Annotated in this window: 21 protein-coding genes and 4 pseudogenes; 7 read left to right on the forward strand and 18 right to left on the reverse strand. The window is 61.6% G+C overall.

Features of this window, described 5'->3' with window-relative positions; translation table 11 throughout:
• Window positions 1-64 precede the first annotated feature (64 nt).
• The 12 genes from RWJ89_RS28150 to RWJ89_RS28205 form a co-directional block, all read right to left on the reverse strand.
• Window positions 65-1,381 (reverse strand): hypothetical protein, encoded by a 1,317-nt coding sequence (locus RWJ89_RS28150; protein ID WP_316031795.1) that lies wholly within the window; start codon window positions 1,379-1,381, stop codon window positions 65-67.
• Entirely contained in the window at window positions 1,378-2,931 is a 1,554-nt protein-coding gene (locus tag RWJ89_RS28155; RefSeq protein WP_316031796.1) for a VWA domain-containing protein, read from the reverse strand. The genes RWJ89_RS28150 and RWJ89_RS28155 overlap by 4 nt, the downstream gene beginning before the upstream one ends.
• Complete coding sequence (locus RWJ89_RS28160; RefSeq protein WP_316031797.1) at window positions 2,928-3,917, reverse strand: vWA domain-containing protein; 990 nt, start codon at window positions 3,915-3,917, stop codon at window positions 2,928-2,930. The genes RWJ89_RS28155 and RWJ89_RS28160 overlap by 4 nt, the downstream gene beginning before the upstream one ends.
• Window positions 3,904-4,425 carry a DUF4381 domain-containing protein gene (locus tag RWJ89_RS28165; RefSeq protein ID WP_316031798.1) on the reverse strand — a complete coding sequence of 174 codons (522 nt, stop codon included), beginning with the start codon at window positions 4,423-4,425 and terminating at the stop codon, window positions 3,904-3,906. The genes RWJ89_RS28160 and RWJ89_RS28165 overlap by 14 nt, the downstream gene beginning before the upstream one ends.
• On the reverse strand, window positions 4,425-5,366 hold the full coding sequence (locus RWJ89_RS28170; RefSeq protein WP_316031799.1) for a DUF58 domain-containing protein: 942 nt from the start codon (window positions 5,364-5,366) through the stop codon (window positions 4,425-4,427). The genes RWJ89_RS28165 and RWJ89_RS28170 overlap by 1 nt, the downstream gene beginning before the upstream one ends.
• A gap of 10 nt (window positions 5,367-5,376) precedes the next feature.
• Complete coding sequence (locus RWJ89_RS28175) at window positions 5,377-6,354, reverse strand: AAA family ATPase (protein ID WP_316031800.1); 978 nt, start codon at window positions 6,352-6,354, stop codon at window positions 5,377-5,379.
• Between the two features lie 58 nt (window positions 6,355-6,412).
• Window positions 6,413-8,059, reverse strand: a complete 1,647-nt coding sequence (locus RWJ89_RS28180) for an arylsulfatase (protein ID WP_316031801.1) — start codon at window positions 8,057-8,059, stop codon at window positions 6,413-6,415.
• Window positions 8,060-8,227: 168 nt separating this feature from the next.
• Window positions 8,228-9,460 (reverse strand): alpha/beta hydrolase, encoded by a 1,233-nt coding sequence (locus RWJ89_RS28185; RefSeq protein WP_316031802.1) that lies wholly within the window; start codon window positions 9,458-9,460, stop codon window positions 8,228-8,230.
• Window positions 9,461-10,441, reverse strand: a complete 981-nt coding sequence (locus tag RWJ89_RS28190; RefSeq protein ID WP_222002191.1) for a SphA family protein — start codon at window positions 10,439-10,441, stop codon at window positions 9,461-9,463.
• Window positions 10,442-10,474: 33 nt separating this feature from the next.
• The gene (locus tag RWJ89_RS28195) at window positions 10,475-13,072 is read right to left on the reverse strand and encodes an SH3 domain-containing protein (protein ID WP_316031803.1); all 2,598 of its coding nucleotides are present in this window, start codon (window positions 13,070-13,072) and stop codon (window positions 10,475-10,477) included.
• Between the two features lie 83 nt (window positions 13,073-13,155).
• Window positions 13,156-14,877, reverse strand: a complete 1,722-nt coding sequence (locus RWJ89_RS28200; RefSeq protein WP_316031804.1) for a tetratricopeptide repeat protein — start codon at window positions 14,875-14,877, stop codon at window positions 13,156-13,158.
• 91 nt (window positions 14,878-14,968) lie between these two features.
• Window positions 14,969-15,247, reverse strand: coding sequence for a hypothetical protein (locus tag RWJ89_RS28205; protein WP_131640165.1), 279 nt, complete (start codon window positions 15,245-15,247; stop codon window positions 14,969-14,971).
• A 232-nt stretch (window positions 15,248-15,479) separates the two neighbouring features.
• Between RWJ89_RS28205 and RWJ89_RS28210 the strand changes: the two genes are divergently transcribed.
• The 3 genes from RWJ89_RS28210 to RWJ89_RS28220 are packed head-to-tail and all read left to right on the forward strand — an operon-like array spanning window position 15,480 to window position 17,815.
• Complete coding sequence (locus RWJ89_RS28210; RefSeq protein WP_316031809.1) at window positions 15,480-16,241, forward strand: hypothetical protein; 762 nt, start codon at window positions 15,480-15,482, stop codon at window positions 16,239-16,241.
• A 29-nt stretch (window positions 16,242-16,270) separates the two neighbouring features.
• A complete protein-coding gene (locus RWJ89_RS28215; protein WP_316031805.1) occupies window positions 16,271-17,671 on the forward strand; it encodes a DUF1254 domain-containing protein in 1,401 nt (466 codons plus the stop codon).
• Between the two features lie 18 nt (window positions 17,672-17,689).
• Window positions 17,690-17,815: a hypothetical protein gene (locus RWJ89_RS28220; protein WP_316031810.1), complete on the forward strand. Its 126-nt coding sequence runs from the start codon at window positions 17,690-17,692 to the stop codon at window positions 17,813-17,815.
• A 77-nt stretch (window positions 17,816-17,892) separates the two neighbouring features.
• Here the strand turns inward: RWJ89_RS28220 and RWJ89_RS28225 are convergent.
• From RWJ89_RS28225 to RWJ89_RS28235, 3 genes and pseudogenes are all read right to left on the reverse strand, one after another.
• Window positions 17,893-18,748: pseudogene (locus tag RWJ89_RS28225) on the reverse strand (phosphomethylpyrimidine synthase ThiC); the annotation flags it as partial.
• A 296-nt stretch (window positions 18,749-19,044) separates the two neighbouring features.
• The gene (locus RWJ89_RS28230; RefSeq protein ID WP_020486867.1) at window positions 19,045-19,755 is read right to left on the reverse strand and encodes a hypothetical protein; all 711 of its coding nucleotides are present in this window, start codon (window positions 19,753-19,755) and stop codon (window positions 19,045-19,047) included.
• Window positions 19,756-20,186: 431 nt separating this feature from the next.
• The gene (locus RWJ89_RS28235; protein WP_168283877.1) at window positions 20,187-20,489 is read right to left on the reverse strand and encodes a hypothetical protein; all 303 of its coding nucleotides are present in this window, start codon (window positions 20,487-20,489) and stop codon (window positions 20,187-20,189) included.
• A gap of 191 nt (window positions 20,490-20,680) precedes the next feature.
• On the opposite strand from RWJ89_RS28235, the pseudogene RWJ89_RS33285 reads away from it, so the two are divergent.
• Together RWJ89_RS33285 and RWJ89_RS28245 are read left to right on the forward strand one after the other, a co-directional pair.
• Window positions 20,681-20,915, forward strand: a pseudogene (locus RWJ89_RS33285) (hypothetical protein); the annotation flags it as partial.
• A gap of 587 nt (window positions 20,916-21,502) precedes the next feature.
• A complete protein-coding gene (locus tag RWJ89_RS28245; protein WP_168283876.1) occupies window positions 21,503-21,736 on the forward strand; it encodes a helix-turn-helix domain-containing protein in 234 nt (77 codons plus the stop codon).
• A gap of 248 nt (window positions 21,737-21,984) precedes the next feature.
• Here the strand turns inward: RWJ89_RS28245 and RWJ89_RS28250 are convergent.
• Window positions 21,985-22,979 (reverse strand): annotated as a pseudogene (locus RWJ89_RS28250) (IS21 family transposase); the annotation flags it as partial.
• A gap of 268 nt (window positions 22,980-23,247) precedes the next feature.
• Window positions 23,248-23,613, reverse strand: coding sequence for a hypothetical protein (locus RWJ89_RS28255; protein ID WP_003551739.1), 366 nt, complete (start codon window positions 23,611-23,613; stop codon window positions 23,248-23,250).
• A 1,371-nt stretch (window positions 23,614-24,984) separates the two neighbouring features.
• On the opposite strand from RWJ89_RS28255, the gene RWJ89_RS28260 reads away from it, so the two are divergent.
• Both RWJ89_RS28260 and RWJ89_RS28265 read left to right on the forward strand, forming a co-directional pair.
• Complete coding sequence (locus RWJ89_RS28260; protein ID WP_017991538.1) at window positions 24,985-25,647, forward strand: transcriptional regulator; 663 nt, start codon at window positions 24,985-24,987, stop codon at window positions 25,645-25,647.
• A 131-nt stretch (window positions 25,648-25,778) separates the two neighbouring features.
• Window positions 25,779-26,327, forward strand: coding sequence for a hypothetical protein (locus RWJ89_RS28265; RefSeq protein WP_003551745.1), 549 nt, complete (start codon window positions 25,779-25,781; stop codon window positions 26,325-26,327).
• Between the two features lie 223 nt (window positions 26,328-26,550).
• Here the strand turns inward: RWJ89_RS28265 and RWJ89_RS28270 are convergent.
• A pseudogene (locus RWJ89_RS28270) lies at window positions 26,551-26,932 on the reverse strand (RNA polymerase factor sigma-54); the annotation flags it as partial.

The following is a 26,932-nucleotide window of genomic DNA, read 5'->3' on the forward strand; positions in this document are numbered from 1 at the left end:
CGCTGCCTCCAGAACTGATGCGGGGAGCTTAGCTCCCGCGCGCGCAGAGGGAAGTTTGTTACAGTTACAATGGGTGTAACAATGGGTCTTCCGCCGTCGGATTGAGGTCGGGCAAGGCCTGTTTCGGTGGCCGGCGATCGGCCGTCTGCAATGTGATCGCCGACGCCAGCGCCGCCCGGTCCACCTGCATGTCGCGCGACCTGAAGAGCCGCCGCTCGAGGATGGCGACTTGGGTCGAAAGCCGCGGACAGGCCTGCGCCTCCACCCATTCCGAAGGTGTCCGATATCCGAGATTTCGGCTCCAGTCTTGAAGCGCTCGGTAGATCGCGAGGTCGTCGCCTACGCCAATGATCGTTCGAATTCGGCCCAGCCTGCGCCGCGGAGAATTCCGTCGCCGCGTGCGCACACGCGTCATCCAGGTGCGGATGGCCGGTAACCGCCGCCAGGCGAAAGCGGCGACCGCCAAGTCGATTGCGCACAGCAAGAGGACCAAAAGCCAGGCTCTCCACGTGCGGCTTGCAGGCGCATCCACGTCACCCTGAAGCTCGGGCTGGATGCGTTCGGTCGCCGCGGCCTGCGCGACGACGACGTCCGTGGCGGGGAGGGTCGCGGCCGACAGGACGTGCCCGTCCAGGTCGAACCACGGATACGAAATCGCAGGAAGCGGAAAGCGTCCCGCGCTGGAGGCCGTGTAGACGACCGTCTCGGTCCGCGTGCTCCCGGTTTCGACGGTGCGGCCAATCCCCCGCTGCTCGACGCCGTCCGCAAGTGCCGCCGGCTTTTCGTACCGCGCCACCCCCGCCGTCGTTCCAACCTCGACCGGCGGTATCAGCATCGCCTGCGTGTCCTCGGCAAAGACGACGATCGTCCTCAGCAGAGCGTCGCCCGCCTTCAGACTCGCCGGATCCCTGTCGAAGGACTGTGTCATCGTCAGGCCGCGGGCGGCGAAGGGCGTGGCGGACTGGTGGGAAGAAGGGCCGACGTCGAAGGAAGGAAGGGCGACCTTCACCATCGCCTTCACCGGACTGCCATTGGACGAGTAGCCGAGATCGATCTCGATCACTGGGAGCGGGAAGGATCCCGCCTTTTCCGGAACGACCGCGTAGCTTCTACGGATCCCGGAATACTGCACGCCATCGATCGTCTGAACCAGGTTCTGAGCGCGGTCGCCGGACAGCATAACAAGCGCATCCGGCACGTCGAAGAGCGGAAACTGCGGCGGCGACGTGAAGAACTCCGGCGCGAACACGTCGACGACAACGTGCACCTGCTGGCCGGGAACGATCCCTTCGGCGCTTCCGATCGACGCACGCCCGAACGGTTCGGCGGCGAAGCCCGGCCCGAACGCAAGGAGGCCGATCAAGACGGCGAACAATCTCATCGCGGCTTCCTCCCGGCCTCGATCGAGAACTTGCGGGCCATCAGGTCGGCCGGACTGACGGAGATGTTCTTCATCCACATCTCGGAAGTCTGCTCGGCGACGTTGATCGTACCTTCCTTTCCCTGCTTTCCCTTGTCGTCGAATTGCACGCTGTCCGGGGCCTCGCTCGGTTGCTCCGGCTGCTCTTCCTGCTTCTCCTTCTGGGCCTTGAGGAGTTGCTGCGCGATGGCGAGGTTCGCAATCGCTTCCGCCCAGTCCTTCCGCTTCTCAAGCGCCTTGCCGTAGGCGGCGACGGCCTCGTCGAATTTTCCGAGGTGAAGAAGGGCGTTGCCCTGGTCGTACCAGCTCTCGGCGGTGTCGACGGAAGCGAGCACGTCGACCGCCTCCTGAAACTTGCCGGCTCGATAGAGGGATACGCCCTTCCACATCGGATCGGTGAAATGGCCTGCCGCAGCGTCAAAGTCGCCTCGTTCGAACACGATCCGACCCTGCTGGTCGTGGGTCAGCCACATGTCCGCAAGCCCCCCGGCGCGCGCGCTGCCTGGCGAGTACAGGTGGACCGCCAGCAGCAGGACACCGGTTCGAACCACCCACCCGCTGCGGAAGGAGAAGGCCATGGCGATCGACAACGGCACGACCAGCCACCAGCCCAGGTCGCGCCAGCGGTCGCCTTCCTTGGCCTGCTTCTGGGCGAAGGTCGAGCGCACCCGCTGCGCTATCCACCGCACGTCCGTGTCGTCATCGGTCACCGTCGCGACGTCGGCTCCGGTCTCCTTTCCGATTTCCTCCAGCTTGGCTACGTCGAGCTTCGAGAACAGGCGTGATCCGGAAGGGTCGGAAGCGAATCCGCCGTCGGGCGTCTTGACCGGACCGCCGGCCGACGTGCCGACGCCAAGGATGACGATGCCGTTCGAATTGGATTCGATCGCCTTCGAGGCCGCTTCCTCGACCCCGTCGGTCAGCAGCAGGATCGTGCCCGTCGTCCTTTCCTTCTCGAGCAGGTTGTCCGCCAGTTCCAGGGCGGCCGCCGTGTCCTTGCCAGGCCTCGGCATGAGCCGCGTCGCCAGAGCGTCGGAGTAGCTTTCGAGTAAGGCGGCGTCTTCGGTTGGCGGCAGGACGAGATGGGCGGTGCCGGCATAGGCGACGATCGCAGTCCGGGCACCTTGCCTCGTATCGATCACGTCCTTGATCTTCAGCTTGGCGCGCTCGATCCGCGACGGGGTCACGTCGATGGCGTCCATCGTCTGCGACAGATCGACTGCGATGACCAGCGGCGCGGCGTCCTCGACGAAGGGCGGCGGCTCGCGCTGCCATGTCGGCCCCGCCGCGCCCACGATCCCGGCGACGAGGATACCCGCCAGGAGCCACGACGGCCGGGTCCTCGATCCTGCAGACCCGTCGACCATCAGGCTGTCGAGCAGATGCGGCGCGATCATGCCCCTCCATTGCGACCGGACGTCGCCCGAGCGGGAGGCCAGCCAGAGGATCAGGACCGGCAGCAGCAGGAGGACGAGAAGCCATGGGCGGATGAAATGGAAGTCCGCGATCATGCGGCGGCCCTCCGTCGCACGACCCCGACCGCGCCAGCGAGCGCGTGGTATCCGGAGAGCACCAGCACGGCGGCCAGCAACGGCCATTGGAACAGCTCGACGCGCGGCCGCCAGGACAGGTTCTTCTGATCCTCCGGCGTGATCTCGTCGAGCACCTCGTAGATCGCCGCGAGCTGCGCCTGGTCGCCGCCGAAGAAGTAGCGGCCGCCCGTGCCCGCCGCGATCTTCTGCAGCGTCGCCGTGTCCAGCTTGTCCTCGCCGCTCGCCGCCGGGTCGCCGATGCCGACGGTGTGGACGACGACGCCCTTCGACTTCGCGATTTCGGCGGCTTTAAGAGGTGGCATCCGGCTCGCGGTATCGTTTCCGTCCGTCAGAACGATGAGAACCTTCTCCGGCACCGTCGTCTTCTCGAACATCCTGATGGCAAGCCCGAGCGCGTCTCCGAGCGAGGTGCGCGGCCCCGCCATCCCCGGCACGGCGTCCGCGATCATCGTCTGGACCAGCGCATGATCCATGGTGAAGGGCGCGAGCGGGTAGGGCGCGTCTCCGAAGGCGACGAGGCCGATCCGGTCGCCGGGCCTCTTGCTGACGAAGTCCGCCACGACCTGCTTGACGGCTTCGACGCGGGCGAGCGGCTTTCCGTCGGCGTCCGGAAAGTCCTTCGCGTCCATCGATTGCGACAGATCTAGCGCCAACAGGATGTCACGTTGCGGTTCGACCTTCTCGATCGGAGGTTCGACGAACTGCGGACGGGCGAGCGCCAGCACGACGAGACACCATGCCAGCGTCTCGATCACGAGCTGGGGCCATGTCCTCCGGGCAATCACCGACCCCTCGGTCGGCCGGACGCCGGCCGCCTCGGCGATCTGCGTGAAGAAGGGCAGCCTGATCGAGGCGGACGTCTCCCGGTGCGCGGGAAGCAGCCACCAGACCAGCAGTGGAATCGGAAGCGCAAGCAGAAGCCAGGGGAGATCAAGCTGATACATGATGGCGCTCGATCCAGTTTCGGGCCGCGATCACGAGATCGCCGCAGACGTTCGAAGGGAGGTCGGCGACGACCTCGGCCCCGTGATATTCGAAGTCGTCGAGAAGCTGCTGGATCGCATGCCCGGCCTTGTCGTCGTTGTGCGCGTCGAGGAAGAGAACCCAGCTCTCGCCTGACAGCGCGGCCACCTCGTCTCGGGGCCATGCGGCCAGCGCAGTGCGCTTCAGAACCTCCCCGAGTTCCCGGATGCCGTCCCGGCGTGTTTCCGGTCGACGAAGGCGTTCTTCGATCACGACCAGAAGCGCCAGCGCCTCGCGTCGATAGGCGTTCGCACGGTAGCGAAGGACCCATCGGAAACCCGCGAGAACAAGCATGACCAGCAGCGCGGTCGCGAGCACGGCCCATCCCCATGTTTGCGGCATCCACGAGACGGGTTCCGGCATCGCAATGTCGTGCAGCGATCGCAGTGCCGCTTCCATCGTCGGATCGAGTCTCGCCGTCGCTTCCATCAGCGCCTCCTCTGCCGCCAGGCGGACTGCTCCAGCAGACGCCGGAGCTGCGGCGCGGTCTCTTCGGCGGCCGAAATCGGAAGCATGGGAAGACCAAGCTCGCTCTGCCATGCACGAAGTTCCCGTCCCCGGTTCCGAGCGAAGGCGTCTATCGAGGCCCGAACGCTCGCCGTTCGAAGCGCGAGCTCCGCCTGCGGACCGCCGCCGCTGACGACGATATCGCCGGACGCCGGCAGCTCCAGTAGGAAGGGATCGTAGACGAGCACGCAGACGACGTCGTTGCGGGAGGAGAGGCGCAGGAGAAGGTCTCGTGTCCGCTCCGTATGCCCGTCGAAGTCGGAGATCACCACCACGAGATGGTCGTGATGGGCGATGTTCGAGACGGTTTCGAGCACGGCGTCGAGCTGTCCGGACGCCGCGGCCGAGGCCGCGTCGGCCCTCAGTTCCCTGTTCTTTTCGGCGATCCTATCCGCGAAGGCGATCACGGCGTTGCGACTGCGATGCGGCTTAACCTCGCTTGTACCGCTTTCGCCGAAGACGAATCCTCCTACCCGGTCGCCGGACCCGAGGATACGCCAGGCGCAGAGCATCGCGGATTCGGCCGCCGTCACCGATTTCATCGAGCGCCTGCTGCCGAAGAACATGTTGATGCGCTGGTCGACGAGGATCAGCGCCGGGCGTTCCTTCTCTTCGGAATAGACGCGTACGACCGGCTTCGTGGTGCGCGCCGTGACACGCCAGTCGATGGATCGGATGTCGTCGCCCGGCAGATAGTTGCGAAGCTCCTCGAACGTCAGACCGCGGCCGCGCATGGCCGAACTCATGCGGCCCGCAAGCTGCTGATGGCTGCGCGCCTTCTGGACGAAGCGCAGGTCTCGGGCTCTCGCCTCCAGTGCAACGAGCTGTTCTGTCGAAACATGGACGCCGTCTCCTGCAGGCATGGGTCCTCCTTCACGACACTGCGACGAGATCAGTGATCCTGTCGATCACCTGGTCCGGCGTCGTGTTCGTCGCATGGGCTTCATAGGAAAGGATCAGCCGGTGACGGAAGACGTCGTTGACGATAGCTTTGACGTCGTCCGGAGTGACGTAGTCGCGGCCCTTCAGCCACGCATAGGATCGCGAGACCTTGTCGAGGCCGATCACGCCGCGGGGACTGACGCCCACCTCCAGCAGCCTCGCGAGATCCTTGTCGTAGCGGGCGGGATACCGCGTGGCGAAGACGAGCGCCACCATGTACTTCTCGACCGGTTCTGAGACGGTGACGGCGCCGATCTCCTTCCGGGCGTCGAAGACTGCCTGCGGATTCAGCTTCTCCGGCAACGGCGGCTTTGTGCCGCCATGTGCCTGGTTTTCCTCGTCGCGGTTGAGCCGCACGATGGCTGCCTCCGACGTCTCGTCGGGATAACCGACCTCGACATGCATCAGGAAACGGTCGAGCTGGGCCTCCGGAAGAGGGTAGGTTCCTTCCTGCTCGATGGGATTTTGCGTCGCCATCACCATGAAGAGCGGCGGCAGCGGATAGCTCTTGCCACCGACCGTGACCTGGCGTTCCTCCATGGCTTCAAGGAGTGCGGACTGTACCTTGGCGGGCGCGCGGTTGATTTCGTCGGCAAGGATCAGGTTGGCGAAGATCGGTCCCTGCTGGAACTTGAATTCGCCCTTTCCGCCCTCGCTAAAGTAAATCTCGGAACCAGTGATATCCGCAGGCAGCAGGTCGGGCGTGAACTGGACGCGTGAAAGCTCTGAGTCGAGATTTTTCGCCAGGCTCTTGATCGCCCGCGTCTTCGCAAGGCCCGGCAGGCCTTCGACAAGCAGATGGCCATTGGCGAGCAGTCCAAGCAGCAGCCGCTCGACCATCGCTTCTTGGCCGATGATCGACTGGCCGATGCGCTTGCCGAGCTGAAGGATGTCTTCGCGAGCTGACATGGCACTCTCTATGATTGACGGAGATGGGCGCGCCGGGAGTCGGCGCGCCCATATCGCGCTACTTCTCGATTCCGCGGTCCTTGAAGGACTGGTCGATCGCCTTGTCGACCTGGTCGCGCACTCCTTCGATGTTGAAGCTGGCGACCCGCTGGCTCGGCGGATATTTGACGAAGGTCTCCAGGAAGGCCGCTCCCTGCAACTGACCCTTCACCAGAAGGTAGGCGTTGCGCGAAAGCCAGTCGTTGTACTGGTCGGAAACCACGTCGGCGCGCTCGTAGGGATCCATGCGCAGGTTGAAGAGCTTGGGTGCGCGCCAGGTCACGAGCGGGGCCTGCCAGACGATGAAGCCCCCAGGATGAAGCTGTTCCTTGAACACGACCTTCCAGTCGTCGTAGCGGGTGGCCACGAGCTCTCCATCGTCATCGAGATAGTAGAAGTCGCGCCTGGCGCTCTTGTCGGTATTTCCTGTGATGTAATCGAGCTGGTTGTAGCCGTCGAGATGGTTGCGGAAGCTGGTGGCGCTGCCCTCCGGCTTCCAACCGCTCAGAAGCCGGCTTTTGACGTCGGGATCACCCGCGGCCGCAAGCAGCGTCGGAAACCAGTCGAGGCCGGACATCATCCCGTTCGAAACCTGACCGGGTTGAATGCGCCCCGGCCATTTGATCATGGCGGGCACGCGGAACGCCCCTTCCCAGTTCGTGTCCTTCTCACTCCTGAATGGAGTTGTCGCAGCATCCGGCCAGGACCACTGGTTCGGCCCGTTGTCGGTGCTGTAGACGACGATGGTGTTGTCGGCGACGCCAAGCTCATCCAGCTTCTTCAAAAGCTTTCCAACCATCTGATCATGCTCAACCATGCCATCGGCGTACTCGTTACCGACCATGCCGCTCTGGCCACGCATCGACTCCCGCACATGGGTGAAGACGTGCATGCGGGTCGCGTTCATCCAGGTGAAGAACGGCTTCTTCGCCTTCACTTGACGATCCATGAAGTCCATCGCCGCAGCACTTGTCTCGTCGTCGATCGTCTCCATCCGCTTCTTGGTCAGCGGCCCGCTATCCTCGATCTTGCCGTCTGCCGACGCCTTGATGACGCCGCGGGGCGAATAGGCTTTCAGGAACTCAGCGTCATCCTTCGGCCAGTAGGGTGCCTCCGGCTCCTCTTCGGCATTCAGATGGTAGAGGTTGCCGAAGAATTCGTCGAAGCCGTGCTTCGTCGGCAGGTACTCGTCCCTATCGCCAAGATGGTTCTTGCCGAACTGCCCGGTTGCGTAACCCAGAGGCTTCAGCGCCTGCGCGATAGTGATGTCGCCGGCTTGCAGGCCGACCGGAGCGCCTGGAACGCCAACCTTGCAAAGGCCCGTACGCAGGCATGCCTGCCCGGTGATGAAGGTCGAGCGGCCCGCCGTACAACTGTTCTCGGCATAGTAGTCGGTGAACATCATGCCGGTCTTGGCGATGCTGTCGATGTTCGGCGTCTTGTATCCTACCACGCCGAACGAATAGGCGCTGATGTTCGTCTGCCCGACGTCGTCGCCGAAGATGACGAGGATGTTCGGCCTTGAATTATCACTCGTGGCGGGCGGAGCGGCAGTTGCTGGCGCGGCTTGTTGCGCGAAGGCGGGCGCGACGATGAAAGACGACGTCATGGTCATCGCGACCGCTGCCGTGGCTGCAAGAAGTCTTCGATGAATGGGCGTACTCATCACAGGGTTCCTTTCTGCTTGCAAATGTGTCTGGGCTTATCAGGCGGAATGCGTGCTTCTCGTCGGGTTCCTATGCTCGGAGATAATGCGTCAGGCGTGGCGAGGTGGTAAGCTTGTAACAGTTACATTGCGGGCGGCATGGGGTAACAATCGGACAAGGCCGCTCGCCTACCGGCTCAGAGGCGTCGGTTTCCGATCGCTTTCGAGGTCTTCTTCGACCTGGGTCCCCGTCGGCTGCGGTTTCCCAGTAGGCTGCTCGACGATCGTCAGCGGCGCGGCGACCGCCGCGCCCGCGACCGCGCCGACCGTGCGCGCCGTCCCGCCTACGACCGCAGCGACGCCTTGACCGAGGGAGACGTTGCTGTCGGTCAGCGTCTGTCCGGTCATCAGCCTCTGGCCAATGAGCTGGACGATCTCCGGACTCTCGGCGAACTTGCCATGATGCAGGCTGTCCTCGGTCTTGACCTTCGTCAGATCGATGGCGGTGATCCCCGCCTTTTCCAGCCGCGAGCGATATGGCTCCTTCGAGGGATCGATCGCGCCCAACCGAGACACGTTCCCGGTGATGAAGCTCGACGCCGCGAGCGCCCTGTCGTCCTGGGACACGAAGATCGTGAACTTCGGAGCGGGCTCGCCCATCTCGACGAACTGCTTGGCGAACACCTGGATGTCGATGTCGGGCGAGGCGAGGATGACGTTGTGTATCTTGGCGTTGACGTGGCCGTCGCGGATGCCCATCTGCCGCAGCGATTCCATCGCCAGCCACGTTCCCATCGAATGCGCGAGGATGGTGATGTCCTTCACGTCGGGATCGGCGGCGAGGACCCGCAGGGACTGCTCGAGCGCCGTGCGCGAATAGTTCGTGCTCTCCTTGTCGTACTCGTATCCTGTAAGTTGGGCGCGGGAGGGCCAGGTGAAGAGGATCGGCGTCGCCTGCATGCCGCTATCGTGGACGATCTGCGCGAGACGGAAGACCGAGTCCTCGTATTTGTTGTTGAATCCATGGATGAAGACCAGCGCATGCCCGCCCTCGATGTGCTGTCGGAACCATGCGCGGCCTTCAGGAATGGTGTCGATCTGCTTCACCCGTGTGACGGCAAAGTCCGTGGCGGGGTTGGGCGGCAGCCGCTGCGGCCACTGGACGGTGCCCGGCTCGCGCTTTGGTGGAATGGACACCGCGACGTCGGTCATGAAGGGCTTGGGGCTGCGCTCTCCGTTGAACAGCGTCCTAGCGTCGCCCGACGGCTGCCGGGTCGTCGCCACCAGCATGTCGACCTGCGTCGTGCTCGTTCCCGCCGCCAGCGCAACCGGCTGCATGACGCCGCTCGGGTGTCCGCAGCCGGTCAGCGCCGGGAGGAAGCCGATCAGAACCGCAAGATGTGTCAGTCGCAGGAGCTTCATCTATTGCGCCGCTATGTTGGTGGGCTTGGTGATCGACAGCGGCATCGAGATCGTCAGGTAGACGGCGTCTCCCTCGGCGCGGTTTTCGGCGGCGAATTCGTGGAAATACTTGATGCGGGTCGATACCGGCACTTCGCCTGCTTTGAACGTCCAGCCGATGGTAGCGCCGATGGCCGCGACGCGCCCCTTGAAGTCGCTTGACGCACCGGCGCCGCTGTCGCCGGTCACCTGGTCGTAGTAGTAGCCGACGAGACCGGCGTCGAACTGCTCGTTGAAATGCTGGACCGCCGCCCATTCGACGTGGAACTCGTTGCCCGTTCGGTAGTCGGTGGCGGGGTTCTCGGCATTGAACGTCATGCCGACCACCGCCGACAGGTCGAGGCCGACCGTCGGATCGAGCCAGGTCACGCCTGCAGAGACGTCGGCGCCCCAGTGATGGAAGGCTATGTTCGATATCTCGCCGTCCTGATAGTCGCCGATCGGCACGTTGACCAGAAGGCTGGTCTGCCAATGGAAATTCCCGGTCTCCCAGCCAAGGAGGGCGCCAACGACCGGGTCACCGACGGTGAAGACTGGATCGGAGATCGACCCGGACGCCGTTCCACCTCGTGGTCCCGCCAGCGTCACGTCGGCATCGGTATTCTTCCAGCCGACAGGCACGGTCAGCGACAGCCCGAGGTGACCACCGGCAACGTCCTCCGGAAGAATCCAGAGCACCGTCGGAACCTCGATGATGGCCGATCCTTCGACGCCGACCGCGAGCCTACCGCCCGAAGGAAGCGCGCTCCCACCGCCGAGATCCCCCGTGTACATGTAGATGTCGTTCGAGAAGAACACGCCCGGAGGCGGCGTGATCGCACTCGCGGGAAGCTTTGCGCCAAGCAGATAGAAGCCCGCGCCGCCCTCGGCCGCCATTGCAAGCGAAGGAAGCAACGTCGCTGCTGTCATGAAGGCCAGGCGTCTGCCAAACTCAGAGGTCATCGAAGTTCTCAATCTCCAATATTTCTACGAGGCTCAACGTCTGCGGAAGTGCCCGCCGCCACCGCCGTGGAAGCCGCCACCGCCGCGGTGGGACCCACTGAATTCGCGGCCGCCACCGCCGCCGATCTGCCGTCCACCACCGAACTGGCCGATGTCGCGGCGTCCGTAGCTTCGCGAGAGATCGCGTTGGTTGCCGACATGCCGAGCGACTCGGTCGACGCCCAGATTGTCGGGGGCGCGTTCGCGGACCTGCCGGCGAGGAGAGGCGTTCTCGCGGGCCTGTACCCGGTTCTGGACTCGTTCCTTCGCGGCTGGATTGTTCTGCACCCGGTCCTGGATGTCTTGCGCCCGTTCCGGAGCGTTTTGACGGATGCGGTCGGCGGCCTCCGGATGCTTCGACGAGAAATGCTCGCCGGCGTTCTTCAGCCCTTCGGTGGTTGGTCGGTTCACAGGGTCCCAGCCATCCGGCGTATGCTTCTGCCATTCGCCGTTCTCGCGGCGATAGACGTTGCCGTCGTGCCCCGCATAGATGTCGCCACCCTTGCCGCCGGCGATGAAGCCGCGATCGCCCGAGGAGGTGTGCCAGTGGAGACCGGCGGCGTTGCCCGTCGAACCGCCGCTGACGCGGGCGAACTCGCCCCCGTGCTTGACGGCCGCCGTGCCCCACGAGCCATAGACGTTGGTGCCGCCGCGCGCGGCGAAGGCGTTGCCGGTCCGAGGGTTGAAGGCCGCGACGAAGCCTCGCGAACCCGCGGGGCCGGCGATGGCGCCGCCTCTGACGTAGGTGCCCGTCCGCGGGTTGTAGGCCGCCCCGCCGGCGATGCCACGATAGGGGCCGTAGGCGTAGCCGTAGCGGCCGAAGGTGCCGAAGGCAGGATTGTAGAAGGCGCCGACCCCGTAGGTGACGGGCCTCGGATAATAGGGCCAGTATCCGCCCGCCCAGCCGAAGTCCCACCAGGGACGGTACGCCCATCCGGTTCCCCAGACGAGGGCGTCCCATGCGAGGTAAGCCCCGAGGTAGCCCGCGGTGTAGCCGTACCAGATGGCGTCGGGCTCCGTGTCGTAGACCCTGACATAGGTGACGTTGTAGACCGGGGAGGACGCCGGAATCGTGTAGACTTCGTTCGGAACGGCTTTCGCCACTTCGAAGGGTCCCGTCGGCGTGTCGCCGACGAACCAGACGCCATCCTTCAGCACGAAGTATTTTTCGCCGACCTTGATCACCTGTTCGTTCGAGTTCACCGCATAGGAGAGGGTGGTCCCGTCGATCGTGTCGAACTTGGGATCGCCACTGTAGGCGACGTCGACCTTGACGGTTCCGTCGGTCGCAACGCGGGCCATCTGCGGAATGCTCGCCTTCAGGCGTGCCTCTGCGCTTTCCGACGTTCCCGGAACCGATGCCCGGACCGCGTAGTAGGACGCGTCCTGCGGAATGTTCTGGAAGTCGGCAGGCAGATTCGGCGTCGCAAACGTCCACGGGCCATCGAGCGACGGCGCCGAGAACCAGCGGCCCGAAAGCAGCACGTACCATGTGCTGTCGAACGGGCGGTAGAAGACGTCGCTGGTCGTGTTGGAGGCCCATTCCAGTCCCGTGCCCGGCACCTTCTGTAGCGCGGCCTTGCCTTCGAACACGAGTAGCTCGGCAGGCACGTCCGAATAGAAGACCCTGGGGACGCCGCTTTCACCGAACTTCGCCGCGGGCAGGGCCGCCTTCACGTCCTTCCAGGCGTCCTCGTCAGGCAGGCTGGATATTTCGGATGGCAGCGCGTCGGCCTCCGTCCATTCGCCGTCGAGGCTCGTCGCCTTCAGCCAGTTCTTCTCGTCCCTCAGATAGAAGGCCTTTTCGCCATCGGTCTGAAAGATGTCCCAGTTGGTGTTGACGACGAAGGAGAGGCCCTGCACGCCCTTGACCGGAGAGAGCACCGCCTTGCCGTCGGTCTGCACGAGAATGGCGGAGGTTTCGCTCGTGAAGATCGGCGGCGGATCCGACTTGAGCCCGGAGACGTCGTTCAGTCGCTTGTAATCGGCGAGGCTTGCCGTAAGTCGGTCCTGCGAAACCGTGATCGGATCCGTCGGCAAGATCCGACCGACGCCGAGCGCGAGTTTCGAAAGCTGCTCCTTGTCGAGGGTCGAGAAATATACCGCGGTCGTCTGGACGTCTGTCAGCACGATGTTGTCGGTCCTGTCGTCGGCTACCGTCTTCGCCGTGACGCCGATCACGCCGTAGACCGGCTGGGCGTCCTTCGAGATCTTCAGTTCCGCGGCGATCAGCGCGTCCAGCTTTGTGAAGTTCGGCCAGTCGATCACCTGCGGCTGGAAAAGGGTCAGGGTCGCTCCGTCGTCGCCCGTGAACGTCTTCGGCCACGTCGGGGTTTCGGCTGAAGCCTGGCTGAGGTAGCGCCCGCTGACGAAGCCGCTTTCGCCCCCGAAATCAACGGCGCACCACGCGCCGCTCGCGTCGCATTCCCTGAGGTCGACCTGCGCGCCTTCTGGAACGTTTCCGACTGCCGCAAAGCCCGTGCCCGGTCCCGAACGCAAATTGACGGCCGCGGTCATGACCGCTGGGTCGGCCAGCACGTTGCCTGCAAGAAAGGTGGAGGCGACTGATAAGACAAGCAGCTTGCGCATCATGGCGGCCCTTCGACGTCATCGCCCGCGATCTGCGGACCAGTCCAAGGAATGCCATCGGAGCCTTTCGGACAAGGATGTTACTGTTACATTGCACCGTTGCTGGCGACCTCCGGCATTTTAAGGCCGGCTTCCGAAATGCCTGCGCGCAGCGCGTCTCTAAGATTGCTGTCGTAGCGCGCGCCGGAGAACATCGCGGCGACCGTCCGCTCGAGATCGGGATGCTGCAACCGGGCTGCGGCTATCTCCTGCTCCGTTACCGGCCGATCGCCGATGCGGGCGATCGCGGCCAGCTTCAAAACCGTCGTCGGCGCGTCCGGCGCCACGACCTGCCGCGCGAGAAACACGGCTTCCGCGTAACGCCCCCGGCGGTATTCGTCGAGGATCAAGACAAAGCTTGCATCACGTATGGGCTGCCCGGCGATCTCCACCGCCTGTCGGGCAAGGTGCACCCCGTCCTCCCAATGTCCCGTGAGAAAGACGACCATCGAAAGCTTCGCGAGCAGGTCGGCGTTCTCGGGGTTGAACGCGACGCCGCGACGGCCGGCAGCGATCGAGATCTCATTCTGTCCGAGCTGGTACTGTACGCCCAACTGCGACAGCGCGGCCCTTGGCGAGGAAGGCGCAAGCGTCGCGGCCCGGTTGGCCAGTTCGAGGCCACGGCCGAAGTAGCTGTCGTCGCCCGTCGCGCGACCAGTCCAGACATACACTCGCGCAAGCGTCGCCATTGCGTCTACGTCCGACGGGTCGGCAGCAATCGTGGCAATCAGGCAGGAGCGGGCGGCCTTCAGGCCCGCGGCGTCGCGTTGCTCCACCGCGAACTCGCCTCTGAGAACGCACACGTTCCCGGTCGTCGACGCCGGAAGGTTGCGTCTAAGCTCGACTGCATTGATGATGCCAGCGGGTCTTGCAAGCTGTCGTGAGACCGCGAAGACCAGGTCGCGCATGGCATCGTCTCGTGATCCGGCAGCGACAGTCCGCCGCTCCTCGTCAGTCCAGACGGCCTCGCCGCTGGCGGCGTCGGAAACCTGCCACCAAAGTGAGATCGAACTATCATCCTCGGCGTATCGCATCCTGATCTTATAGAAACTCTGCTGCACCTCGTCGCGAGACGAGCTCGGGACGGCGGCTTCGGAATGCAGACGGACGGTGCCAAACCGTGCCAGGGACACGGCGAGATCTTCCGTGACCGCTTCGCCGGCCGCCTGGTCTTGTTGGGACGCGTTCATCGACAGAGCTATGAAGGGCTTCTGCGTGTCCGGAAGCTTCGGGCTAACCGCGTCATATGCAAGGCCGACTGCCAAGGAGACGGCGAGGAACGCGGCTCCTCCCATGACGAGATGACGCCAGTTGCCGCTAACGGGCCGCAAAGCGGCTTGCGTCGGCTCCTCCGCCAGCAGGCCGACCTCCTGAAGTTCGCCTTCCTCATCGTGGCAGGGCGGTTGACCGCGTTCCACGAACACGGGGACGTAGCGCCCGCGCGGGATGTCGAGGCGCGCGCCCGGCTCGTCGGCGATCTGGTCATAGTATTTTTGGAGGGTCTCCCTGAGACGCGTCGCCTCGATGCGGACTATGGGATCCGAGGAGGGATCGAAGGAGGCCGGCCGGTTGAAGACGTCGACGGCGATCGAGTAGGCCTTGATCGTGTCGCTCCGGCCTTCGAACCGGGCGTCGACGATGTACCGCAGGAAAGCTCTGTAGCGCTCCGATACGTGAAGCCGTGGATCGGCCAGCAGCCGCTCCGCTTCTGCGCGCGCCTCCTCCTCGGAAACCACCCGCGCCCCACTGCTCAAGCCGTTCGCTGCCATCCCGCACCTCACGCCCGTCCGCCCATAAGCAGTGGCAAATGTACGCTGGCGCATTTATGGTTGCAACCATAAAGCGGCAGTAAGGGAAATTTTAAAGCCGTGATCGCGCTTGCCGTGTGCGGCACCGCGCTACGATGTCCGATTCCAAGGCGCGACACACGATGCGGTATTCGTCGATGAGCTCGTGCTCGCCCTCTCTCGGAGACGTCAAGAGGCGGTCAAGCGTGACCGTCGCGTCCTCGTAGGCTTCGCAGAGAGCCTCGAAGGAGGCGTCGTTTGGCCAGAGAAGCTGAAGCTCGCCACGCAGAGACGGCAGTCGCAGCATCAGCTTCAGCAGTCCGCGATGGGCGGCATCTCTGGGGGTGTCCATGGCGAGCAGGCGATCCTTTTCGATCAGGAGGCGTGCGAGGAGCGCGGATACGCATCCGCCATTCTCGCTCCGGCCAATCGAAAAAAGCGAGATTGTTACAGTTACATTTCGTCTGAGCCCCGCCTTGTTACTGTAACATTCTGTCAGCGCGAGGCCTTCCGTGCTCGACTGCGTGCCAACGAAACGGGAGGTTCTCGTGCGCGGGCATATTCCTCACACAGTCGCCGTCCTGATGTTGACAACTGCCCTCCCGGCAGTCGCGCAGGAGGCTCATGACGCCGTCAACGAGGCGAACAACCCTCTGACGCCCAAGATCACCATCAACCTCCAGGACTATTACATTCCAAGCTTCATCGACGCGCCGGGCGATCCGGAAGCGAACCAGTTTCTCCTGCGCGGCCTCATCCCTTCCGACATGTTCGGCCTCCCGCAGCTCCTGCGCTTCACCCTGCCGATCGCGACGTCGCCAGACATTCCAAGCGGCTACGTCACCGGGCTCGGCGATCTGACGCTTATCGATCTGTTCGTTCTTCCGAAAGCAGGGAGCGTCACCTTCGCGGCGGGACCGGTTCTCGTGGTGCCGACCGCGACCGACGAACAGCTCGGCAGCGGCAAGTGGCAGGCGGGTGCGGCGGGCGTCGTCGTCGCGCCGCAGAAATGGGGGATGCTGGGGGGACTGCTCATCTATCAGGCCTCCTTCGCAGGCGTCGACGACCGGGAGGACGTAAACCTTTTGACGTTCCAGCCGATCGTCAACATCAACCTGGACGAGGGCTGGTATCTGAGGTCCTCGGCGACGTGGAACTTCAACCTCGAGAGCGGCGATTCCTACATTCCCGTGGGCGCTGGCGTCGGCAAGGTCTTTCAGCTCGACAAGGGCGTGACCATGAACGCCTTCATCGAGCCGCAATACACGCTTTGGCGCGACGGGCCGGGGGCGCCGCGCTGGCAGATCTTCGCCGGATTGAACTTCCAGTTTCCAATCGGCCGATGACGGCCTTCAAATTCCTCAAGGAGTGAGCAATGTACAGGCTCGCGATTGCAGCAATTCTGTTTTCATCCGTCGTCAGGGCGGCACCGGCCTATTCTCCCGAGGAACTGGCTGCGCGAACGATAGAGCGCCGCGCCGTCGAGGCCGTCATCTGGGGCATCCCCGCGGTAAACTACGATCTCATGCTCCAGGAGATGCTGACGAAGACCAAGGGCAAGCCGAACGAGATCGTCTATTGGTCGCGGCCGCTGGACTGGCACAACCAGACCTTGACGCCCAATCCTGACGCGATCTATCTGATGGCGTTCACCGACACCAAGGATGTGGGTCCCGTCGTGATCGAGGTGCCGCCCGCCGAGGGCGGATCGATCAACGGCAACATCGTCAACGTCTGGCAGATGGCCCTCGAGGATGCAGGCCCATCCGGTGCGGACCAGGGCAAGGGCGGAAAGTATCTAATCCTTCCGCCCGGCTACAAGGACAAGATCCCCGACGGATACATCCCGCTCCAGTCCGACACCTTCGGCGGATACGCGCTTCTGCGATCGAACCTCGCCAGCCATAGCGACGCCGACGTCGCCAAGTCGGTCGAATACGCCAAGCGACTGAAGGTCTATCCGCTGTCGCAGGCCGGCAACCCGCCCGAGACAATTTTCACCGACGCCAAGGACGTCGTATTCGATTCCACCATCAAGTACGACGAAAGTTTCTTCAAGTCGCTCGACCGGGTGGTGCAGTACGAACCGTGGCTGTCGCGCGACCGGGCGATGATCGACCAACTCCGCTCGCTCGGCATTGAGAAGGGCAAGACATTTGCCCCGACCCCGGCGGTTTCAGAACTGCTCGAAGCTGGCGTGAAGGAGGGCAAGGAATGGCTCGCCGAGAAATACGAAAGTGGGATGATCCCCTTCTACGAGAATAGCCGGTGGAACTTCGCGGGCAATCCCGAACTGGTGAAGAGCGCCCAGGCCGGATATGACGAACCCGAAGCCTATCCGGTCGATCTGCGCGGCGTCGCCTACAGCTACGCCTTCGTCGGCCTCAAGCGGATGGGGACCGGTCAGTTCTACCTGATCTCAATCAAGGACGACAAGGACGAGGCCTTCGACGGTTCCAAGACATACCGGCTGACCGTTCCGGCAGACGTTCCCGTAAAGCAGTACTGGTCCCTCACCGCGTATGACCGGGAAACGCATGCGCTGATCCGTAACATGGACCGCGCCAGCCGCTCGTCCCAGATCGCCGACCTGAAGAAGAACGCCGACGGCGCGGTCGAGATCTTTCTCGGCCCCAAGGCGCCCGCCGGCAAAGATTCGAACTGGATCCCGACGGACCCGAAGCGCAACTTCGAGGTGATGTTCCGCCTTTATGCGCCGACGAAGGCGCTGTTCGACAAGTCCTGGGTTCTGCCCGATCTCAAACAGGTGCGCTAGAAGCGCAAGGAGGGCTAAATGAGAAGCTTCATTGTCGCAGTCGCCACCGCGGCGCTGGTCGTAGGTACTACGGCCTCCGCCGAGGATGTTCTAACCGGGCCGGTCGAGACGCGTATCGGGCCTCTCGAACTGCAAGGCGGGTAACCTCGGCATCTCGAGCGCGCAGTTCATACGCCACCGTCAGGCCGGCAACGCCGGCCCCTTTGACAAGCACACGCATCTCATTCGCCCGAATGTTGCAGGGCTTCTACCGGCATATAGAGGTCGCCGCCCTCGCGATAACGCGCTGCCATCGCATCCAGACCCTCCTTCTGCGCTTCGGCGCGGATATCGTGCGAAATCCGCATGGAGCTGAATTTCGGGCCGCACATGGAGCAGAAATGGGCCACCTTATGGGCTTCCTTCGGCAGCGTCTTGTCGTGGAAGCTGCGGGCGGTTTCTGGGTCCAGCGAGAGGTTGAACTGATCTTCCCAGCGGAATTCGAAACGGGCGCGGGAGAGCGCGTCGTCGCGCAGCTGTGCCGCCGGATGCCCCTTGGCGACATCTGCGGCGTGAGCCGCGATCTTGTAGGTGATGACGCCTACCTTCACGTCGTTGCGGTCGGGAAGCCCCAGATGCTCCTTGGGTCGTGACGTAGCAGAGCATCGCCGTGCCGAACCAGCCGATCATGGCTGCGCCTATCCCAGAGGTGATGTGATCGTAGCCCGGCGCGATATCGGTCGTCAGCGGCCCGAGCGTGTAGAAAGGCGCCTCGCCGCAGACTTCGAGCTGCTTGTCCATGTTCTCCTTTATCTTGTGCATCGGCACATGGCCGGGGCCTTCGATCATCACTTGGCAGTCTTTCGCCCAGGCGATCTTGGTCAGCTCTCCCAGTGTTTCCAGTTCGGCGAACTGCGCCGCATCATTCGCGTCGGCGATCGAGCCGGGGCGCAGGCCATCGCCGAGCGAAAAGGAGACGTCATAGGCGCGGCAGATGTCGCAGATCTCCTCGAAATGCTCGTAGAGAAAGCTTTCTCGATGGTGATGGAGACACCACTTCGCCATGATCGAACCGCCGCGCGATACGATGCCCGTCATGGATCAGGTTCAACGGGTCACTGCGCGCGATAGCAGTATCTCAGCCCCTTGCCGGGACCCCCCTGGTGAATGCCAAAAAGGGTAGAGGCTTGCCGAGGGGACTGGCAAGCGACAATCTGCGATGGCTTGGGGTCAGGTTACACTCAGGCTATCGTGCGTGGTCGCCGTGATCAAACGAATCGACAAGTCGATCGCCCGACCGGCACGCTTCCGCAAGCCAGTGCGCCTTTGTCGCATGCAGTGGCTGTCGATTTTTATCCCGCCCAGTTCAGCAAGTATACCGAATTACCGAAGCGCTATTGAGAAAGCAGGCGCGGAACTGGAAAGTCTAGTACTTTGTCCGTGTAGCTTTCGACCAAGGCGCTAAACGGCGTGCCGTCCTGAAGTTTCAGTACAGCACGATGTTCGAGCAGGAACGGCGGCAGGCTAAGGGAACTTGTTTGATGCGCTATTAAGCCCTCCATGTCCCAGCCTTCGGATAGAGGGGACCAGAGCAACTTGGCAGACAGGTTTGTGCGAGTGAAATTAAGAGCCTGAACGGCTCTGCCAAACGCGATGTCGCTGGTCTTCAACGTCTGATTCACCTCTGCAGTTAATTTTGCGGGTACATACCAATTGTCGGCTTCCGACAAGACGCGGTCGCCGCAGACCAGGCGGACGCGGCGATAAGCGATCAGCTCACCGGGTCCGACGGTCAGAAGTTCACGGATGTGCTCATCGGCCGGCTTGTCTTGCCCGCCCACACGCTGCGCTACAATCTTGGAACCTTCCGGTGCAAGCTTGTGCGCGGCGCACCAGCGATCAAGGGTCAACGTAGCACTGGCGTTACTCAGGAGATTGGCATTCAAGGTCTGAAGGACCGCAAGCGCTTCCACTCGAGATGTCGGCGAGTTCAGCCACTGAGACCCTATAGACGGTTCTTGCGCAATTGCGATCTGGGTGCCCAGCACGATGGCAGTCGCTGCAAGTGCGGCGATGCGAATGCGTTTCGAAGAACAAAATGACACGGAGAACGAATCCTTTCTGCAGTAAATTTGATGGGCGAACCCTGCGCGTCAAATTTCGTTGATTTTGATGGCGACCGCGCGTTGTCAGCGTATTTGATACCGGCCGCAAGATTTGAACTGCGCCTTGCGGGTACCGTTTAACGGTCGGGTTCCCGATAGACTTTCTTACCGTCTTCCGATGTTCCTGCCGTGCTGGTTCACACCTGTTGAAGCCTGTGTGCCCGGGCCGTCCTTTGCTTGCGTCGCATCAAGGTCGTTCATGATATCCTCCATCCGCTCGCCGACCTGTTGTTGGAGTTTGCAAGCGTTGGCCACCGAGCCGGCGCTTCCATCCTGGAATATGGAAACCCGATAGACGCGGATTTCAAATGAGGAACATGGCGGCCGGTCCGAATCTTCCTCATCATATATCGTAACTCTCGCTTAACGGTTCAGCGCCTTTGTCGCCCCTCCCTCGTTGCGGAATGTTCATATAGCTGGAGCGGATAAAATAGCTCGCAACCGACAGCAAAATCGAGGAGCAATTGTTGGAAAAAGGTCTTCCTCGGCGACGCAGAGCCCTCCTTCCGGTCGAGTGACAATTGTAGACCAGGCAGCGACACGCCGTCGATGGTTGCCAGCCGCAGATGCGAATAGCCAAGACGCTTGGCTGATGTCTTTTGGTGATCCATGTCGTCGTGCTCCTTGTGCAAGCCTCCCGACGATGACGTCGCCGGCAAGATTTCAGGATTCATCGGAAAGAATTTTCCTGTTGCACTATCGTAACTCATCATGAAAACGACGAACAACGCAACAGATGTGCGGGATATATGTTAAAGTATATCTCTTCAAATTTGTCAGCTCTTACTTTCCGCTTCGAAAATGCGTAAGTTGGGGAATACGTTGTAATATATATTACTATATATATCGCGCTTCATATCTTGGCGGCCGGATGAAATGGCAGATCTCTAACGGGTACGGCAAACGCTCGCTGGTCGAAACGGCACGATACAAGTCCATCCTCGGGCGGCGTCTGCGGGCGAGGTCGCGGCCCGGTCAGCAGACGAAGGCGTCATCAGCTGCGCCGTTCTCAACCCATGCTTGACTGCGCACGCCCAAATCCGTGGGCCGCAAGGCACCACGGTATGATCAGCCGTTTCAAAAGGCCGGCAAGGATATGAGCAAGGTCGTCGTGGGCGGCGTCGACGCCACGCAGGACGCGGAGTTTGCTCGCATCCTGTGTGGCGCTGGAAGATCCACAATCTCCAAGGTGCCAAGACTATGAACGACCCCTGAGCTCAGGCCGCGCTTGATCCCGATGCGCCGTTCTTCGGCGATCTCTTCAAGACGACGGCCGATCAACAGCGCCCGGCAGGTTTCGCACACGCTCTGGCCAAACCTGCCGGCCATGAGCGTATCACGCCGAGGCAATTCTCGAATGTTTGTCCATCGCTCGCCGCTTGGAAATGATCAGTACACCACTTCCCACGAGCCCCCTTCCGGGGCGAACGCTCCTGCCAGATCGGAAGCTGCTTGTGGGCCTTCGTGAGTGTGCGCCGCAGCTGTGAGCTTGGGTTACCTCTCGTCCGCTGCCATGCAAGGGTGGTTGTCCGCCCTGGTCGCGTCAGACCTGTACTCCGCTGCACAAACTGATAGAAAGAGCGCCCGCGGAGATCGAAGAAACTGTCCGTTGCCGGACGCGGTCGGCAGCGGTGGAACTAGAAAACGGATGCACGTTTTCCGGCCGCCAAAAGGAGCCCTAAACGACATGAACATGGTCTCGAAGATTGCGAAATCCCCAGCTGCCCCGTCCGTTGGCGCTCTGCTTGCAGAAGCTCGCCTGGCTCGCGGCTATTCGCTGGACGACGTCGCAGAAACCACTGGTTTGACTGTGGCCGAGGTGACAGCTCTAGAGAACGACGCGGATTTCGACGCGTCGAGGATCCGAAGGACCGCATCCGCTCTAAGGATTCTAGAAAAGATATGCGATGCGCCGCGCTGACATCGTTGAACAGCTTCTTCCACCGCTGCAACTCTTGAAGGAAGATGGGTGCAGAAACTCACGGGTCGCGCTTCAACGGGATGCTGTTCTAACTCCGGCGCAGTTTTTAAAACTTCTTGGGCCACGGACGGCAACCACAAAAGTCTCCATGGAAAGACGATCACCGATTGGGGTGGGGAGAAAACATGGGAACCGAACAGCTGTTACGATTGATCGTCCAGTAAGCTTCTTGAAGGACTCGCTCAATAGGAATGAATGACGTGATGATAGTTGACGACTTGATCGTGCTTGCCACTCGCATGGGGGCGGCCTCGGGGTAGTGTCAGCAGATGCGTGCCGCCGATGAAGACGTCGAGGCGATCGTCGAACAGACACACCGCAGCCGGTGGCCGATCAGGCGGGAAGGCACGGTGTAGAAGAGCTTGCGCAACGCGAAGCCGCCGGTGCTCGATACGGTGACGATGACCTCTTCGAAGTCGGTGGTGCGACGATCGGCAAGAGCTTGCAGATGCGTGCGCTTGGCATCGATGCGCTTGCCATGTGCCGCATTGCGACGGCTGACGATCTCATCGATGAAGGCGCGATAGGATCCGAGGTCGCCAAAGTCCCTGTTCCGCGCATCAGCAGAGCATCGCGGATGCATTCTTGAGATGGCCGTGGAAACTTTCGATCGAGCCGTTCTCGTGCGCGACGCCCTTGTTGTTGCGCGTCGGTGTCATGCGGCAATGAGCGCACAGTTCGTCGTAGCGCTGCGTCAGATCGACCTTGGCGTCGGCATCGAGGTTGCGGAAGGCGGCCGAACCGACCGCAGGGCGTTCTGCAACCCCTCGGCCAGAGCGACGAAGCTCTCTCCACCCAGGACGACATGGGCATGCTCGAAGCCCGACCAGACCAGCCGGAAGTGATAAAGCAGATGATCGAGCGATTGGCCGGCGATCGTCACGCCGAGGCTGCCCATGTCGGTAAAATCCGACAGTCCTAACCGACCGGGTTCGTGCATCTGACGGAAGATCACTTCCTGCTCCTGACCGTGAACAGCCCGCCATGATCGAATACGACGCTCAATCGTACGGCGAACACCTTCTGACAACTCTGGATGAGGCCGCAGCATCTCGTTGTAAACGGCGACTGCTCGGATGCCGGGCGCGGCCTTGAGAAGCGGAACAATCTCGGCGTCGAAGATGTGCTCAAGGGGATCGGGGCGACGCCGGTCGCGCGGCGGCTTGGTCTGCGATGGGAGACGCTGTGTTGTCGGTACTTCATAAAAAGCCTCGTCTGATGATCGGTTAAATGGCGACCCGGCACAAAGTTGATTCTCCATTCTCAGAAAATCACCGACGCTACGGGGCCCAACCGCGATCATGAGACGCCGAAAAATTGCACCGCGGCGGGGGTGTAACTCCGGTCGGGCTATGCCCTCCCTTCGTCACACCCCCGCCGCCGAGTCTCATCCTGATTGACGCTGAGTCTCAACTTGTTTGTCGCAGCGCAGTCTGCTGCGCGCTAGACTGTCATGGAAGCGTTCCTGTCAAATTCCAGACCGTCCCGCTGTCCATGCTCTGACGGAGCACCGAGATGGTGCCGTTGGCCGCTCCCCTTTGATTGGCGGGATCCGTCGTCTGTTGCACGGAATTGAAGATCATTGCAGCAGCGACGGTACGTCCACCCATCTGGACTTGGATGTTCGCATCACCCGCCGCGGTTCGTCCCTGTATGTCGACACGGGCAACGCCCACGGTATGCAGTGTGCCAGCCCCACGTCCCAGATCGGCGAAAGTGATTTGTGCAATGGCAGCGCTACAGTCATTCCGCTGCTCATGGTTCGGGGTAACTCCTCCCCGAATTGCGTTGTTGGTGTTCGTCTTGGTCAACGGCATGATGAACTCCTTCGTGCTTCCTGATGATGTATGACGGCAACGAAACACTTAGGTTCTGTTTTGGACATCTTTAATCTCCAGATCGCCTCGAGCTCAGAAAGCCTTGGCCGTGCGTGAAGCATGATACGTCTTCGGCGCCGCTCCGACATCGACATCCTCGTCGCGGATGCCGGCGAGCACGTCCACCCCCTTTTGGGACTTGCCGACATTCTCGGCGAGTTGCCAGTTCCGCCACTTCCCGCCATAGTTTGTGTCCCTTCATGTGTTCAGCCCAATGAGGTTATCCCGCAACGCGGATGCCGCGGCCGTTCCGCTGCCTCGCAATAGCTCTCAAGATTCGTGCCAACCAGGATGATACAGCCGACGAACAATAAATTGCTGCTATTTCAACTTCCTAGCGGAAAATACGTGATTGGGCGAAGACGAATGCGTTTCGCGAAGCCGACAAAGGTGACGACAATGTCGTAAGTTGGACGTGGAGAATCTCGGTTAATCGGGCCGTCCGGGACTGCGACTTACGGTCCGTGCAGAAGAAATTGAGCGGAGATCGCATTGTCTTGAATTTTCTAGGGGGAGGCCGATTGCTGATTTTTGTTGCAAAGCAGGAGCATCTGACGCGGCAACCACCGGCGTGCTTCCCCAGCTTTTCTTTCAAAGATCACCCGCAAGTACCCGGATTTCCGCAAGCGGCTCGGCCGGTCGATACCGCCCGAATAAATCGCGCTCGGCGTCTGAGGATCAGAGTACGCCTGCGGATCATCGTCTGATAAATGCGCCGCGGCGTAACTCCATTCATCACATCTCTGCACGCCGTGCCACACCCTGACTGACGCTGAGGGTCACCCGTTCATCGTCGACAACGTTGGCTCCCACAAAAGCGACAGGCTAATCAATTGGTCAAAGAAAAAAAGCGCCCGGCTCCTCGTCTTGCCCGCCATTCGCCCGACCTCAATCCAATCGAAATTGGTTTTCCAAGTTCAAGGGTCTTGCTGCAACGAGTAGCCCGAATTTTTGAATCCATCACCTAAGACCTCGGTGGGGTCGTCAGCCTCTTCTCGATGCAATCGCTCGCCATGTGGGTCGTAGAGAGTTGTGCACTTCGTGCGACGAGTGCCGGGGCCGGCGAAACCGCGAAGTAGTCACAAGAATCAGTCACAGTGAGCGGCGTCAACGGAACTAAATCCGACGGCTGCGATTCGATCGTTTTGTCACGGTTGCGTCCATAAGTGGTTTTCTGCGATTGGAGCCGCGTGTGAGCCGAATACTTAAAAAGGATAGACCGAATGGACGGCAGTCGTTATCTGAAAGGCTTGTTGCGATGGCTGAAGACGTCGCTGAAAAATTACCACAGACACCAGAGGCTTCTTTAAAGTGAAAAAAGTGCAGCGCAGCTTTGCCGTGGAGTTCAAATCAGGTCGGCGAAAACTGAATTCCAAACCGAACTCGATTTGGGGAGACACCGATCTCAAGTCCGTTGCTCAAGATCTGCAGGACGAGGCAATGCCATTTATGTCACTAGCTCCTCACGCAAAAAGTAGCGAGATGCTTGTATCCGGAGAAGAACAGGCCGGGCCGTTATTGACACTGCCGATTGAGCAGGAGAAAAATGCATCGGCTTTACAGGAGACCATAATGGCCGACGAAAACGATACGATGACCAATGCTAACACGCCGGCCGCCGCGGCGCCCGATGTACCGAAGAAGGTGCGCAAACCTCGCGCCAAGAAGGTGGTCCCTGCAACGGCCCCAGTCACCGTTTCGGCGGAACCGGCAGTTGCTTCGGGTGCCGCAGTTGGAAAACAAAAAAGAGGACGTAAGGCAAAGCCTGACGAAGGTACGCCGAGTGCCAAGCGCGCGCCTGTCAAACGTGCTCCGAAGGCTGTGTCGACAGCGGCGGCACCGTCGGTGGCGGCAGTTGATGAGATCGCGGATCTTCTGCAGCTCGAAGAGGAAAACCAGAGACTGCGCAAGCTGCTGGCGGAAAAGCTCCGCGCTGAAAATGCCGATCTGCGAAAGCGACTGAACCTCGGTTGATCGGCAGCAGACGGTCACGCGCTGGCCGCACTCTCATGCTTATTGAAGTGAATATTTTGGCGGCGGATCCTTCTGCCGCCGACGTTTTTGCTCGCAGTTTGCATACGCAGTAGAATTCGAGGTCGAATAAAATGGCGTCTCCATGGAAACTTCTTGCTGGGCTGGTGTCACGGCGACGCCAGCAGAAGCAAGAACGCGGCTCGACCGATGATGTGAAGCCGGACGTATCATCCATCGCCGAGCTGACTGAAGCGCCGGCCGACAATCGGTTGAGCGCCGTGGATCGTGCGGCCAACGAAAAGCCCTTCATTCACGAAGAACGCGAGGCGGTGTCAGTGGACCCGCATCATGCCGAGGAAGCGGTAAGCATTGTTGACGATACCGCAGATGTCGAAAGCGCCAGGCCCGTGGAAGCGGCTGACCCGGCTTTGTCCAATGAGGCCGATACAGCCGCGCATGCAGCACCAAAAGTCTTTCGAGTTGGCGAAGGTCAAACGCGAAAGCGCATGCGGGGCAAGAAACCGGAAACTATTGCAGTCGTTGTCCCACCCGCTCCCACCGCTTTCGGCGATGCAATCAATCTCGACGAAGAAATCAGGCTTCTCCGGTACCAGTTGGCACGCAAGCTTCAAATGCAAAATGCACAATTGAAGAGGATGCTGGAACGTTTCGAACGCTGAACCTGTCATAAACCCATGCTCCGAACCTTGGGCATGAGCGGCGTGTCAAACGCATTTCCTTGCTTGGCCACAAACGCACTTGGAGGGAAAGCCCAAAGGGGCGTTTATCGCGGTTCAGCGGCGCCTCGTCCTCGGTCAGACATTGGTATGGAACATTTGCGTAGCCGAACACGGAGACCGACGCATTGCGGCAGCAGCAGCTCCCGCGATCTTGGCAAGGGACTCAGAAGCCGGCGAGCTTGGCGAGCGCCCGCTTCTCGCGGCGGCGCTGGACCGAAGAGGCGATGTTCATTGCCTCCCTGTATTTCGCAACCGTGCGGCGGGCGAGATCAACGCCGCCCTTCTTCAGCATGTCGACGATATCGTCATCGGAAAGCACCGCCTCCGGGCTCTCCTGCAGGATCAGCGCACGGATCTTGTGACGCACGGCCTCGGCCGAATGACTGTCGCCGCCCGCGACCGCGCTGATCGAGACAGTGAAGAAATATTTGAGTTCGAAGAGGCCGCGCGGCGTCAGCATATATTTGTTCGACGTGACGCGGCTGACGGTGGATTCATGCATCTTGATCGCCTCGGCGACCGTTTTCAGGTTCAGCGGGCGCAGG

Source organism: Rhizobium sp. 10PS4 (assembly GCF_032464805.1).
Classification (GTDB): Bacteria; Pseudomonadota; Alphaproteobacteria; order Rhizobiales; family Rhizobiaceae; genus Rhizobium; species Rhizobium laguerreae.